This is a genomic window from Paraburkholderia metrosideri, from assembly GCF_904848625.1.
Taxonomy (GTDB): domain Bacteria; phylum Pseudomonadota; class Gammaproteobacteria; order Burkholderiales; family Burkholderiaceae; genus Paraburkholderia; species Paraburkholderia metrosideri.
This window is the reverse complement of the sequence record NZ_CAJHCP010000001.1, coordinates 367,712-381,361: the sequence shown is the minus strand read 5'-3', so window position 1 is coordinate 381,361 and position 13,650 is coordinate 367,712. Positions and strand designations below refer to the sequence as shown.

Annotated in this window: 11 protein-coding genes and 1 pseudogene; 4 read left to right on the top strand and 8 right to left on the bottom strand. The window is 62.3% G+C overall.

Features of this window, described 5'->3' with window-relative positions; translation table 11 throughout:
• The first annotated feature begins 241 nt into the window (after positions 1-241).
• Positions 242-829, top strand: coding sequence for a ComEA family DNA-binding protein (locus tag LMG28727_RS01665; protein ID WP_201640570.1), 588 nt, complete (start codon positions 242-244; stop codon positions 827-829).
• Between the two features lie 165 nt (positions 830-994).
• A pseudogene (locus LMG28727_RS01660) lies at positions 995-1,462 on the top strand (YidB family protein); the annotation flags it as partial.
• 182 nt (positions 1,463-1,644) lie between these two features.
• On the opposite strand, the gene clpB reads toward LMG28727_RS01660, so the two are convergent.
• Both clpB and LMG28727_RS01650 read right to left on the bottom strand, forming a co-directional pair.
• Positions 1,645-4,242, bottom strand: coding sequence for an ATP-dependent chaperone ClpB (clpB, locus tag LMG28727_RS01655; protein ID WP_201640568.1), 2,598 nt, complete (start codon positions 4,240-4,242; stop codon positions 1,645-1,647).
• Positions 4,243-4,362: 120 nt separating this feature from the next.
• Positions 4,363-4,863, bottom strand: a complete 501-nt coding sequence (locus LMG28727_RS01650) for an Rrf2 family transcriptional regulator (RefSeq protein ID WP_201640567.1) — start codon at positions 4,861-4,863, stop codon at positions 4,363-4,365.
• Positions 4,864-5,185: 322 nt separating this feature from the next.
• Here LMG28727_RS01650 and LMG28727_RS01645 point away from each other — a divergent pair, with 322 nt between their 5' ends.
• On the top strand, positions 5,186-5,728 hold the full coding sequence (locus LMG28727_RS01645) for a group III truncated hemoglobin (protein WP_201640566.1): 543 nt from the start codon (positions 5,186-5,188) through the stop codon (positions 5,726-5,728).
• Positions 5,729-5,865: 137 nt separating this feature from the next.
• Here LMG28727_RS01645 and LMG28727_RS01640 read toward each other — a convergent pair whose 3' ends face one another.
• From LMG28727_RS01640 to LMG28727_RS01615, 6 genes are all read right to left on the bottom strand, one after another.
• Complete coding sequence (locus LMG28727_RS01640; protein WP_201640565.1) at positions 5,866-6,345, bottom strand: molybdenum cofactor biosynthesis protein MoaE; 480 nt, start codon at positions 6,343-6,345, stop codon at positions 5,866-5,868.
• 64 nt (positions 6,346-6,409) lie between these two features.
• Positions 6,410-6,667 (bottom strand): molybdopterin converting factor subunit 1, encoded by a 258-nt coding sequence (gene moaD, locus LMG28727_RS01635; protein ID WP_201640564.1) that lies wholly within the window; start codon positions 6,665-6,667, stop codon positions 6,410-6,412.
• Positions 6,668-6,678: 11 nt separating this feature from the next.
• Positions 6,679-7,902: a molybdopterin molybdotransferase MoeA gene (locus LMG28727_RS01630; protein WP_201640808.1), complete on the bottom strand. Its 1,224-nt coding sequence runs from the start codon at positions 7,900-7,902 to the stop codon at positions 6,679-6,681.
• 265 nt (positions 7,903-8,167) lie between these two features.
• Positions 8,168-9,619: a threonine synthase gene (thrC, locus tag LMG28727_RS01625; protein ID WP_201640563.1), complete on the bottom strand. Its 1,452-nt coding sequence runs from the start codon at positions 9,617-9,619 to the stop codon at positions 8,168-8,170.
• An 8-nt stretch (positions 9,620-9,627) separates the two neighbouring features.
• A complete protein-coding gene (locus LMG28727_RS01620) occupies positions 9,628-10,959 on the bottom strand; it encodes a homoserine dehydrogenase (protein ID WP_201640562.1) in 1,332 nt (443 codons plus the stop codon).
• A 168-nt stretch (positions 10,960-11,127) separates the two neighbouring features.
• Positions 11,128-12,375: a pyridoxal phosphate-dependent aminotransferase gene (locus tag LMG28727_RS01615; protein WP_328810049.1), complete on the bottom strand. Its 1,248-nt coding sequence runs from the start codon at positions 12,373-12,375 to the stop codon at positions 11,128-11,130.
• A 700-nt stretch (positions 12,376-13,075) separates the two neighbouring features.
• On the opposite strand from LMG28727_RS01615, the gene LMG28727_RS01610 reads away from it, so the two are divergent.
• Positions 13,076-13,450, top strand: coding sequence for an Mth938-like domain-containing protein (locus LMG28727_RS01610; RefSeq protein ID WP_201640807.1), 375 nt, complete (start codon positions 13,076-13,078; stop codon positions 13,448-13,450).
• The last annotated feature ends 200 nt before the right edge of the window (positions 13,451-13,650 follow it).

The following is a 13,650-nucleotide window of genomic DNA, read 5'->3' as shown; positions in this document are numbered from 1 at the left end:
GTCTGGGTTGTCATTTTTTATGACTTACGGCATTAATCGATAAACTCAGATCAGCCTAATGCCAAAGCAAAAGGTTTAAATATTGTCCGGACTGATTTACTTGTCATGAATCGATCGGTATAAATCATCGGCGTTCGCAAATAAGGGCTCACGATTTGTCCTATGCTTAAGCGCAACGCCTGCTGACAGAATGCGTCGTCCGTTCCCGGCTAACTTTTTTGCCCTCAATGGAGTGCTTGCCATGCTGAAGAAGCTTTTAATGCTTTGCGTTGCTTTGGCTTTGTCGCTGTCGGCCGGATTCGCGGCTGCGGTCGAAGTCAATTCCGCCGATCAGGCTGCGCTCGAATCGGTCAAGGGTATTGGGCCGGTGCACGCCAAGGCGATCATCGACGAACGCACGAAGAATGGGCCATTCAAGGACGCCGGCGATCTTGCCACCCGCGTCAAGGGCATCGGCACCAAATCAGTCACGAATCTCGAAGCGGCGGGCTTGACGATCAACGGCTCCTCCGCGCCGCCGAGCGGCGTCAAGGCCGCGCCGAAGTCCACTAGCACGGCGAGCACCAAGGCGGCGCCAGCGGCGACGACTGCCGCGCCCGCCACCACGGCAGCCACCACGACGACGGCAGCGCCCGCAGACGCCGCGTCCGGCACCAAAAAGTCGAAGAAGAAGAGCAAGGCCGCGGCATCCGAAGCAGCGGCGTCCGCACCGGCGGCAACCACAGCCGCAACAGCAGCAGCGGCGCCCGCTGATGCGTCGGGCACCAAGGCATCGAAGAAGAAGGCGAAGAAGAGCAAGGCCGCATCGGCTGCGGCGGCCTCGAGTTAAGCGTAGCGGCAGCGCAGAGAACACGTACGTACAAGGAACCGGCAGCAGGCCACGCGAGACGCGCATGATCCACGACCCATGTGATGCTCGTGCTGGCGTCGACACCACCCTGCTGCCTTCCTTTCCACCGCGCCGCGCAGTCGCGCGGCGTTTTCACCCGCTGACACGTCAATCACGAGTCGGCATTCAAGAGAGAGCGTCATGAGCCTACTCGACACTATCGGTTCCCTGATTGGGAAATCCCCTGAAGGCGGTGGCCAGCAGCAACTGGTTTCGGCCGCACTCGAATTCGTCAACAACCAGCCAGGCGGCCTGAATGGGCTGATCGAACGCTTCAAGGAAAAAGGCCTCGGCGACGTGGTGACGTCGTGGGTCAGCAACGGCGAAAATCAGCCGATTGCACCGGATGCGCTGCATAGCGTGCTCGGCTCCGACGCCGTCACTAATCTCGCGGCGAAAGCCGGTGTGCAACCGGATCAGGTTACCGGTCTGCTGTCGCAAATCCTGCCGCATGTGGTCAATGCCGCGACGCCGGAAGGCGAAGTGCCGGCCGAGGGCAAACTGAACGCGACGACCGTGCTGGGCGCGCTCGGCGGGCTGTCGGCGCTGTTCGGCGGCAACAAGAGCACGTAATTTTGCGTAGATGCGCAGATGCGTAGATGTCACCCCGCTTTTTGCCTGACGTGAAAAGCGGAGCGACACGCAAGGCGTGAGCAAAAAAAGAGGCAACGAAGTGACCTTCGTTGCCTCTTTTTGCCATACGGCCCGGAACAGCCAAACCGCCACTGTTCCTGACCTGGCCGCAGGCGCGTCGCTTAATGCACGACGCGGTCGAACACCAGCTTGCCGTCTTCCACTTCGACCGGAATCACATCCTTCGGACCGAACTTGCCGGCCAGGATCAGCTTGGCGACCGGGTTCTCGATCTCCTGCTGGATCGCGCGCTTCAACGGCCGCGCGCCGAACAGCGGATCGTAGCCAACCTTGCCGATGTGCTCCAACGCTTCGTCCGACACCAGCAGCTGCATGTCGAGCTTCGCGAGCCGTTCGTGCAGACGCTGCAACTGGATCCGCGCGATCGACTGGATGTTCGAGCGGTCAAGCGCATGGAACACCACGACGTCGTCGATCCGGTTCAGGAACTCGGGCCGGAAGTGCAGCTTCACCTCTTCCCAGACCGCGTCCTTGACCGCTTCCTGGGGCTCGCCGACCATCGCCTGGATCACCTGCGAACCGAGGTTCGACGTCATCACGATCACCGTGTTCTTGAAGTCCACGGTACGGCCCTGGCCATCGGTCATACGGCCGTCGTCGAGCACCTGCAGCAACACGTTGAACACGTCCGGATGCGCCTTCTCGATTTCGTCGAGCAGGATCACGCTGTACGGTTTGCGGCGCACGGCTTCGGTCAGATAACCGCCCTCTTCATAACCGACGTATCCCGGCGGCGCCCCAATCAACCGCGCGACGCTGTGCTTCTCCATGAACTCGCTCATGTCGATGCGGATCAGATGATCTTCCGAATCGAACAGGAACGACGCCAGCGCCTTGCACAGCTCGGTCTTGCCCACCCCGGTCGGGCCGAGGAACAGGAACGAACCATACGGACGGTTCGGATCCGCCAGACCCGCGCGCGAGCGGCGGATCGCGTCGGCCACTGCGCTGATCGCCTCGTCCTGACCAACCACGCGGTCGTGCAGCTTTTCCTCGATCTGCAACAGCTTTTCGCGCTCGCCCTGCATCATCCGCGAAACCGGAATACCGGTGGAACGCGACACGACTTCGGCGATTTCCTCCGCGCCGACCCGCGTGCGCAACAGACGCGGCCGCTGTGGATTGTTCTGCTCGACAGCCTCGGCCTGGGTCACCGCCTTCAACTGCGCTTCCAGTTCCGGCAACTTGCCGTACTGCAATTCGGCAACCTTTTCGAGCTTGCCTTCACGCTGCAAGCGCGTGATTTCCGCGCGGGTTTTCTCGATGTCTTCCTTCAGTTGCGCGCTGCCCTGCACCGCCGCCTTTTCCGCGGTCCAGATTTCTTCGAGGTCCGAATATTCGCGATTCAAACGCTCGATTTCTTCTTCGATCAGTTGCAGACGCTTTTGCGACGCTTCGTCCTTTTCCTTCTTGACCGCTTCGCGTTCGATCTTCAACTGGATCAGACGACGGTCGAGCCGGTCCATCTCTTCAGGCTTCGAGTCGATTTCCATCTTGATCTTCGACGCGGCTTCGTCGATCAGATCGATTGCCTTGTCCGGCAGGAAACGATCGGTGATGTAGCGATGCGACAGTTCCGCCGCCGCGACGATCGCCGGATCGGTGATGTCCACGCCGTGATGCAGTTCGTACTTTTCCTGCAAGCCGCGCAGGATCGCGATGGTCGCTTCCACCGACGGCTCGTCGACCAGCACTTTCTGGAAACGACGTTCGAGCGCCGCATCCTTCTCGATGTACTTGCGGTACTCGTCGAGCGTGGTCGCGCCGACGCAATGCAGTTCGCCGCGCGAGAGCGCCGGCTTCAGCATGTTGCCCGCGTCCATCGCGCCTTCGGCCTTGCCTGCACCGACCATCGTGTGGATTTCGTCGATGAAGACGATGGTCTGGCCTTCGTCCTTGGCGATGTCGCTGAGCACGGCCTTCAGCCGTTCTTCGAACTCGCCGCGGTATTTCGCGCCGGCCAGCAACGCAGCCATGTCGAGCGACAACACGCGCTTACCTTTCAGCGTTTCCGGCACTTCGCCGTTGACGATCCGCTGCGCCAATCCTTCGACGATCGCGGTCTTACCCACACCCGGTTCGCCGATCAGCACCGGATTGTTCTTGGTACGCCGTTGCAGGATCTGAATCGAGCGACGGATTTCGTCGTCGCGGCCGATCACCGGGTCGAGCTTGCCGGCCCGCGCCCGTTCGGTCAGGTCGACGGTGTATTTCTTCAGGGCTTCGCGCTGGCTTTCGGCGTCCTGGCTATGCACCTGCGAGCCGCCGCGCACCGCCGCAATCGCGCTTTCGAGCGACTTGCGTGACAGGCCGTGCTGGCGCGCGAGACGCCCGGCTTCGCCTTTGTCGTCCGCGACTGCGAGCAGGAACATTTCGCTCGCGATGAACGTGTCGTTGAGCTTTTGCGCTTCCTTGTCCGCCTGATTCAGCAAACCGGTCAATTCGCGGCCGATCTGCACGTTGCCGTCGGTACCCTTGACTTGCGGCAGACGCGTCATCGCGTCGTTCAACGCGGTTTGCAGCGCCTGCACGTGCACGCCGGCACGCGAGAGCAGCGAGCGAGCCGAGCCATCCTGCTGGGCGACGAGCGCCGACAGGACGTGAACCGGTTCGATATATTGATTGTCATGGCCGACGGCCAGACTCTGCGCATCCGAGAGCGCTTCCTGGAACTTAGTGGTGAGCTTGTCGATTCTCATCAAGAGACCTCCAATTTTCGATTACCACCAAATTGAGGCGTTTTCTTCAAGTTTCAAGCGCTTTTTTGCGCTCAAAGGCAACTATTTAACATTTGACGCGAAGGAACCACCTGCCCCAATTCAGGGAGCCGCCGCTGGGCTGCCGGCGGCGGCCGCGAGCGGCACGATAGGAATCACGCTGCTCAAACCGAGCAGCGCCGCGAGCGGCGCGTGCGGTTGCGCAACCTCGCCGATCGTATAACGGTCGAGTTCGGCGAGAAACGCATTGCTCGCGGCCTGAAGCGCGCCCCGCAGCTGACACTGCGAAGTGATCACGCACGCGCGCTGAACCCCGTGCTGGTCCGGCAGACACGACACCACGGCGAAATCGCTTTCCGTCGCGCGGACGACCTGGCCCACGGTCAGCAGGCGAGTTTGTTCCGCAATTCGCAATCCGCCATTGCGGCCGCGCACAGTCTCGACCCAACCGCGTTCGCCAAGCTGCTGCACGACTTTCATCAGATGATTCTTAGATATTCCGTACGCCTGCGAAATATCCTGAATGGTCGACAAGCCCGCGCCGCGAACGGCGAGATATAGCAGGACGCGTAGTGAGTAATCCGTATAGTCGGTGAGTCTCATAGGGCGGGTGTCACAATGCGTGCAAGTCGCGATCCGGAATTAACCGCGTCGGTGCAAGGGTTGCCGGGGGCCGCCGCTTCGCCCTAAGATGCGGGCATGACGCATGTTTGATTTTTCTGCGTTAGGTCAGGCGGGATTTTCTCTTGTTCTCTCGTTAGTAATGGTAGCGTTTCCCGCATAAACCATTCGTGCGAAAAGCAGGGTATTCGCGCCCTTCCTCATGTCGTTAAGACATCGTTTGACGCCATCTCCGACTGTCCTGGCGGACTTCACCGACATTCTGCCCAATGGGCGTCAGAAGCCGATTTTTTCTGGAATTTGCATGAACCCCTCTTTCCCCGCTGCGCCGGTGGTCGAGCGCGCCGCCGAGCCGACAGAAGCGAATATTCGCGACCTCGTCTACGGTTTCTATGACCGCGTTCGCGCGGATCCGCTGCTCGGCCCGGTTTTCGACGCGACGCTGGCCGGGCGATGGGACGATCATCTGCCGAAAATGTGTACGTTCTGGGGCAGCCTGGTGCTCGGGGCAAAACAGTATCGCGGCAACGTGCAGCAGGCGCATCAACCGATCGAGGGGGTCGAGCCACAGCATTTCAGCCGCTGGCTGTATCTGTTTCTGGACACGGTCGAATCGCGCTATCAGCCGGCGGCGGCGGTCAGGTTCATGGAACCGGCGCTGCGGATCGCGCAGAGCTTGCAATTGAGCCGTTTTGGCTGGGATTACAAGATTCCGGCCGAGCAGCAGGCGTTACTGGAGCGCGTGGCGCCTCGGCGTCCGCGCGATGAGGATGACGCGCCTCATGCACGGCGACCGGCTGGGGAGCCGTTTCCGACGCGGATCGTGGGGCGGCAGCGGGACGATTGAGGCTGATTGGGTCGCGCGTTGGCGGCCACGACTTGACGCAAAAGCACTCGGCCTTCGAGCGCCTGTGCCGACAGGCACTGCAAACAGCTCATTCCCACATGGGCAAGCCTGAATCCGCCCTGGGCTTGGGCTTGGGCTTAATCCACCCCTTCCCGATTCCCCGCTTCAACGCCCCATCGCGCGAGCGCCGCGTCGTCGGTCACACGGGCATCGACCCAGCGCTCACCGGCTTCGGTTTTCTCTTTCTTCCAGAACGGCGCCTGAGTCTTCAGATAGTCCATCACGAACTCACACGACGCGAACGCGTCGCCTCGATGCGCGGCCGTCGTCGCCACCAGCACGATCTGGTCTAGCGGATAAAGCTTGCCGACGCGGTGCACGATCAGCACGTCGATGCCCGGCCAACGCTCGCGCGCACTCACGACGATCGCTTCAAGCGATTTCTCCGTCATGCCCGGATAGTGTTCGAGCTCCATCGCCTCGACGACGCTGCCGTCATTCAGGTCGCGCACGGTGCCGACGAAGCACGCGACCGCCCCGATCTTCGGATTGCGCGTACGCAGCGCCGCCACCTCGGTGGTGAGGTCGAAATCTTCCGTCTGAACGCGAACGGGCATGAGTGGCTCCTGTGCTTGAGCGCGGGGTAATCGACGCGATCAGGATGAATCGACGCAGTTCGGCTCAACCGCCGGTGACGGGCGGAAAAAACGCGACTTCGCAGCCTTCGGTGACGCGCGTGCCGGCGTCGGTCATCACGTGATTGCAGGCCATGCGCAGCGCGCGGCCCTCGGCGAGGGTGTCGGCCCAGATTCCGCCGCGCACGCGCAGCCACGCGCGCACATCACCGACGGTCGCGATGCCGTCGGGCAGTTCGACCGTCTCGTTGGCCAGATCGAGCGCTTCACGCACGCTCGCAAAATATCGCAGTTGAATCTTCATCGGGACGGCTTTCAGTTCAGCAATTCGGAAAAGGGAATGAAGCGCACGGTCTCGCCCGCGCTGATCGCGTGATTCGGCGGATTGTCGATCAGGCCATCGCCCCAGACCGTCGAAGTCAGCACAGCGGAACTCTGGTTCGGGAACAGATCGAGGCCGCCCTGCGCGTTGATGCGCGCACGCAGGAATTCGTTGCGGCGATCGGCTTTGCTCTGCGTGAAGTCGGCCCGCAGTGACAGCGCACGCGGCGCGACGGTCTGGACGCCGGCGAGGCGCAACAGGAAGGGCCGCACGAACAGCACGAAGGTCGCGAAACTCGAAACCGGATTGCCAGGCAAGCCGATAAAAAAGGTTTCCGCCGATGCCGATGCCGTTCCACCACGGCGCACCGCACCGAACGCAAGCGGCTTGCCTGGCTTCATCGCGATCTGCCACATCGACAGGCGCCCTTCCGCCTCCACTGCCGGCTTCACGTGATCTTCCTCGCCCACCGACACGCCGCCGCAGGTCAGAATCAGATCGTGCGCCTGAGCGGCTTCACGCAAGGTCGCGCGGGTCGCGTCGAGCCGGTCGGCGACGATGCCGTAGTCGGTCACTTCGCAGCCGAGCTTGTCGAGCAGCGCACGCAACGTAAAGCGATTCGAGTTGTAGATCGCGCCGGGTTTCAGCGGCTCGCCAGGCATGGTCAGTTCGTCGCCGGTGAAGAAAACAGCGACCTTCACGCGACGGTGCACCTCGAGCGCCGCACAGCCAACCGACGCCGCCAGCCCCAACGCCTGCGGAGTCAGCCGCGTACCCGCCGGCAGAATGACCGAGCCGCTGCGGATGTCCGCCCCTTGAGCGGTGATCCATTCGCCGGGTTGCGGCGTGTGCTGAATCGTGACTTCGTCACCCGTGGATGCGGTTTGCTCCTGCATCACGATGGCGTCGGCACCAGCCGGCACCGTCGCGCCGGTGAAAATGCGGGCCGCGCTGCCAGGCGTCAGCGGCGTGGGTGCGTGGCCTGCGGGAATGCGCTGCGACACCGGCAGTGTGCTGTGAGCGCCGTGCGTCAGATCTGTCGTGCGGATTGCGTACCCGTCCATCGCGCTGGTGTTCATTGGCGGGACGTCTAGCGGCGACGTCACATCCGCGCAAAGCACGCGGTTCAGCGCCTGCAAGGTAGGAATCGATTCAGTGCCGGAAATCGGGCTGGCGGCGGCGAGCAGGGTCGCCAACGCGTCGGCGGTGGCGAGCATCGGAGCGCGGGGCGTCGGTGTGGACATCGGGGATTTCGAAGCCGCTGGTTAAAAGAACATTGTAGCGGTCGATGCCGTCAGGTTGGGGGGCCTGGCGTTATGAGGGGATTTCTGCGTGAGCAACGCTTGCCAGAGACCTTGATGGCAAGCGGATTTTTTCTACCGCGCTGCGGCGTGCGGCACCTCGGCAAACTGCCGCGAGGCAACTCCAGCCGCCACGTGCGATCGAAGCTGGGCAAGCCGTCAGACCTGCCCAGCCCGACGCTTAGTCGCCCGTATTCGCGACGATAAAGTCCTTCACCCGTTGGGCATCCGCCGGCAGTACTTCAAAGCGCTGCGGCAACGACTCCAGCCCGGAGAACGCGGCCGGCCGTTCCGGTTCGCGCAGCAGCGCTTCGCGGATCGTCTCGCCGAACTTGATGGGTTGCGCGGTCTCCAGCACGATCATCGGAATGCCCGCTTGCAGATGCTCGCGCGCCACCTTCAGACCGTCGGCCGTATGCGTGTCGATCATCGTGTCGTACCGCTCGAACACGTCGCGAATCGTCTCGACGCGCGTGTCGTGGCTGCTACGGCCCGATACGAAACCGAACTCCTTCACGCGCGCAAAATCGCCGCTCGCCGCGAGATCGAAACCACCCTTCTCTTCGACGTCGCGGAACAATTGCAGCACGCGCGCCGGATCGCGATCCAGCAGATCGAACACGAAACGCTCGAAGTTCGACGCCTTCGAAATGTCCATGCTCGGGCTGGTCGTGTGATACGTCTCAGCCGCCTTGCGCACGCGATAAATACCTGTGCGGAAGAACTCGTCGAGCACGTCGTTTTCGTTCGTCGCGACGACCAGCTTCTCGACCGGCAGACCCATCATGCGCGCGATGTGACCCGCGCACACGTTGCCGAAGTTGCCCGACGGCACCGTGAACGACACGCGCTCGTCGTTCGATTTCGTCGCGGCAAAGTAGCCCTTGAAGTAGTACACGACCTGCGCGACGACCCGTGCCCAGTTGATCGAATTGACCGTGCCGATCTTGTACTTCGCCTTGAACGCGTGATCGTTCGAGACGGCCTTGACTATGTCCTGCGCGTCGTCGAACACGCCTTCGACCGCGAGGTTGAAGATGTTCGGATCTTGCAGGCTGTACATCTGCGCGGTCTGGAACGCGCTCATTTTCTTGTGCGGCGACAGCATGAACACGCGGATGCCCTGCTTGCCGCGCATCGCGTATTCGGCAGCGCTACCGGTGTCGCCCGAGGTCGCGCCGAGAATGTTCAGCGTCTCGCCGTGCTTTGCCAGCGCGTATTCGAACAGATTGCCGATCAACTGCATCGCCATGTCCTTGAACGCGAGCGTCGGACCGTTCGACAGTTCCAGCAGCGACAGCGGCGCGCCGTTCTCGACACCCAGCGTCTTCAGCGGCGTGATCTGCGCGGCGCTTTCGTCGTCGCGCACATTGCAATACGTGTCGGCCGTGTAGGTCTTGCGCGTCAGTGCGCGCAGATCTTCAGCAGGAATGTCGTCGACGAATTTCGACAGCACTTCGAACGCGAGGTCCGCGTACGGCAGCGTGCGCCAGCGCGTGAGTTCGTCGGCGCTGACGCGCGGATATTCGGCTGGCAGGTACAGGCCGCCGTCTTTCGCGAGGCCGCCCAGCAGGATGTCCGAGAAGGTGTGGTGCTCGCCGGCTCCGGCGCCGCGCGTGGAGAGATAGTTCATAGTTCGGCCTAGTTCAGCGCTTCCATGCGCAGCTTCGTGACTTGCGAGACAACGGTCTTCAGCCCTTCGATCGTTTTGATCGCGGCATTGACGTGCTTTTCAACCGTTTCGTGCGTAATCAGGATGATGTCGGTTTCGCCCTTGCCGTTCGCGTCGACCTGTTCCGATTCCTTCTGCAACAGCGCGTCGATCGAGATACCGGTGTCGGCGAGAATGCGCGTGATGTCGGCCAGCACGCCGGTCACGTCCGCCACCCGCAGACGCAGGTAGTAGCCGCTCGTCACTTCGTCGATCGGCAAAATCGGCGTGTTCGACAGGCTGTCCGGCTGGAACGCCAGATGCGGCACGCGATGCTCCGGATCGGCCGTATGCAGACGCGTCACGTCGACCAGATCGGCGACCACGGCCGATGCGGTCGGCTCGGCGCCCGCGCCCTTGCCGTAGTACAGCGTCGTGCCCACGGCGTCGCCATGCACGACGACCGCGTTCATCGCGCCTTCCACGTTCGCCAGCAGACGCTTTTCCGGAATCAGCGTGGGATGCACGCGCAATTCGATGCCCTTCTCGGCACGCCGCGCAATGCCCAGCAGCTTGATGCGGTAGCCGAGTTCTTCCGCGTACCTGATGTCGATTGCCGCGAGCTTGCTGATGCCTTCGACGTACGCCTTGTCGAACTGCACCGGCACGCCGAACGCGATCGCGCTCATGATCGTCGCCTTGTGCGCGGCGTCCACGCCTTCGATGTCGAAAGTCGGATCGGCTTCGGCGTAACCCAGTTCCTGTGCGGCCTTCAGCGCGGTCGCGAAGTCGAGGCCACGGTCACGCATTTCCGACAGGATGTAATTCGTCGTGCCGTTGATGATGCCCGCGATGTACTGGATGCGATTGGCCGTCAGCCCTTCGCGCAGCGCCTTGATAATCGGAATGCCGCCGGCCACCGCGGCTTCGAACGACACCATCACGCCGTTGGCGCGCGCCGCTTCGAAAATCTCGGTGCCGTGCACCGCGAGCAGCGCCTTGTTGGCCGTGACCACGTGCTTGCGATTGCGGATCGCGCGCAATACGAGGTCGCGAGCCAGACCCGTACCGCCGATCATTTCGGCCACGATATCGATCGACGGATCGTCGACCACCGCGTTGAAATCCTCGGTCAGCGCGACCGTGCCGGCATCGGTGCCGAGCGCCGCGGTTGCCTTCGCGGGATTGCGCACGGCAATGCGCGCAATCTCGATGCCGCGACCCGCGCGACGTTTGATTTCTTCCTGATTGCGACGCAGTACCGTGAAGGTGCCGCTGCCTACCGTGCCGAAGCCCAGCAGTCCAACTTTGATCGGTTCCATGCAGCGTGTGTTTTCGAGTAGGTGATTAAAAAGTGGCACCGCCCCAGCGCTTTGCGCCAGGCCCCTCGCGGGGGGTGAGGAAATGTGGGGCGACCCGCTTGGGCGGCCCGGCGTTTTCTCACGCGGAAACGGGTGTCGGTTGTGGCGCGCCTTGCGCCACATTGTGCGCTAGGCCGTGTGACGCTTGCGGTAACCGTCGAGGAAACGCGCGATCCGGTTGATCGAATCGGCGAGATCGTCGACGTTCGGCAGGAACACGACGCGGAAGTGATCCGGCGTTTTCCAGTTGAAACCGGTGCCTTGCACAAGCAGCACGCGCTCTTCGAGCAGAAGATCGAGGATGAACTGCTGGTCGTCCTTGATCGGATAAATTTTCGGGTCGAGGCGCGGAAACATGTACAACGCCGCTTCCGGCTTCACGCAGCTCACGCCGGGAATGGCCGTCAGCATGTCATACGCGAGTTCGCGCTGTTTGTACAGGCGCCCGCTCGGCACGATCAGATCGTTGATGCTCTGATAGCCGCCGAGCGCGGTCTGGATCGCATACTGGCCCGGCACGTTCGGGCACAGGCGCATCGAGGCCAGAATGCCTAGCCCTTCGAAATAGTCGCGGCCGTTGCGGCGGTTTTCGCCGGTCAGGCCCGAAATGAACATCCAGCCCGCGCGATAGCCGCACGCACGGTAGCTTTTCGACAGGCTGTTGAACGTGACGGTCAGCACGTCGTCCGACAGCGCCGCCATGGCCGTGTGCTTCTTGCCGTCGTAGACGATCTTGTCGTAGACCTCATCGGCGAAGATCACGAGGCCGTGCTGGCGCGCGATTTCGATCAGGCCGAGCAGCAGTTCGTCCGAATACAGCGCGCCGGTCGGATTGTTCGGGTTGATCACGACGAGCGCACGCGTGTTCGGCGTGATTTTCGCGCGGATGTCGTCCAGATCGGGCATCCAGCTATTCGACTCGTCGCAGATGTAGTGCACCGGCGTGCCGCCCGACAGGCTGACGCCGGCGGTCCACAGCGGGTAATCCGGCGCGGGCAGCAGCACTTCGTCGCCGTCGTTCAGCAGCCCCTGCAGCGCCATCACGATCAGCTCGGACGCGCCGTTGCCGATGTAGATGTCGTCCAGTTCGACGCCGTGCACGCCCTTTTGCTGCGTGTAATGCATGATCGCCTTGCGCGCGGCGAACACACCTTTGGAGTCCGAGTAGCCGGACGATCCCGGCAGATTCAGGATCATGTCCTGAATGATCTCGTCGGGCGCATCGAAGCCGAACGGCGCGAGATTGCCGATGTTCAGCTTGATGATGCGATGACCTTCTTCTTCGAGCCGCTTCGCATGTTCGAGGACGGGCCCGCGAATGTCGTAGCAGACATTCAACAACTTGTTGGATTTGAGAATCGGTTTCACGGCGGGCACTTCATCCTGGTTAATGACTTGATGGCTTGATGGCTTGGACGAACCGGCCGGCCGGCTAAACGCCGAACCCGGCAAATTCGCCGAATCGTGGATTTCGGGTGCGCGGCAGGCCGGCGAAGGCCGCCAGACGTGGATTGGGGCTGCCCTCGGGTCGCCGCGCTTCGACATCCCTTTTCGACGCTTCTCTTCGACACTGGCGAGCCGCGGCGCAACGATGCGCCGCGCTTCAGATGCCGCGAGCCGCCGCATTTTCTGCTTTCCAGCCGCCTACCGGGCGGCTCGACGAGCCCGTTCGGCATCCCGCGGCTTCGCCAGACTCGCAACGTGCGCCGGCGGCGAGTGGCAACGGCTCAGCCGCCGCGCGGACAGGCCCGCAACGGAACCCGAGACCACTTAGGTTGAAAATGGGCAAAAAACGAACGAAAAGCGGCCGAAAGCGTGCAAAACCAAGGCAGGTAGCCGGTGGGCTGCGCCGCTGCGCCCAACGCGGCTTGTGGCAGCGCTTGAGCGAGGGGCGCCGCAAGGCGGCTAAAAAGTTATAATTTAGCGGATTTTGGCCGACTTCCGCAATGCACCACCCGCATCGGCAAGCCTTTTCGGCCCTTTCGTGTTCCACGCGCGTCGCGCCGCCCTGCTCTCGCTCCATCCAGTCAGGCCCGCCGGCACGCACGACGTCTCACGACGACTTCGGAAAACCAATTTGAAATTACATCAGGACTCCAGCGGCGCGCTCAACACCGTTACCGGCTATGGCGCCGACTATGTCGAAATCAACCTGGTGCGTCATTCGGGCAGCATTCTCGTGCTGCCGCAGGCACCGGTCATCCCGTGGCCCGTTGCTTCTTTCGACCAGTTGAGCGCCGAGCACTTCGCCATGCTGGTCGATTCGGCGCCCGAGGTGGTCGTGTTCGGCAGCGGCGAAAAGCTGCGCTTTCCGCATCCTCGCCTGACCGCCGCGCTCACCGCCAAACGCATCGGCGTCGAGACGATGGATTTCAAGGCCGCCTGCCGCACCTACAACATTCTGATGGCCGAGGGCCGCAAGGTTGCCGCGGCGCTGTTGATCGAAGCGTAGCGCAATGGTCTTCGTGCGGGATCCCGGCGGCCTGCGGTGCTGGCCGGTGGACGTCGGCGGTCTCGGCGGTGGCTTCGTGACGGTGGCCAGCGGCCTTGCGGTGATTCAGAGGTCTTACGGCGTCCCTGCATACGACATTCGCAGCGCTCCTAGCACGGCCTGCAAGTGGGTCAGTCAGCGTGGCAAAGTCTGCAATCCAG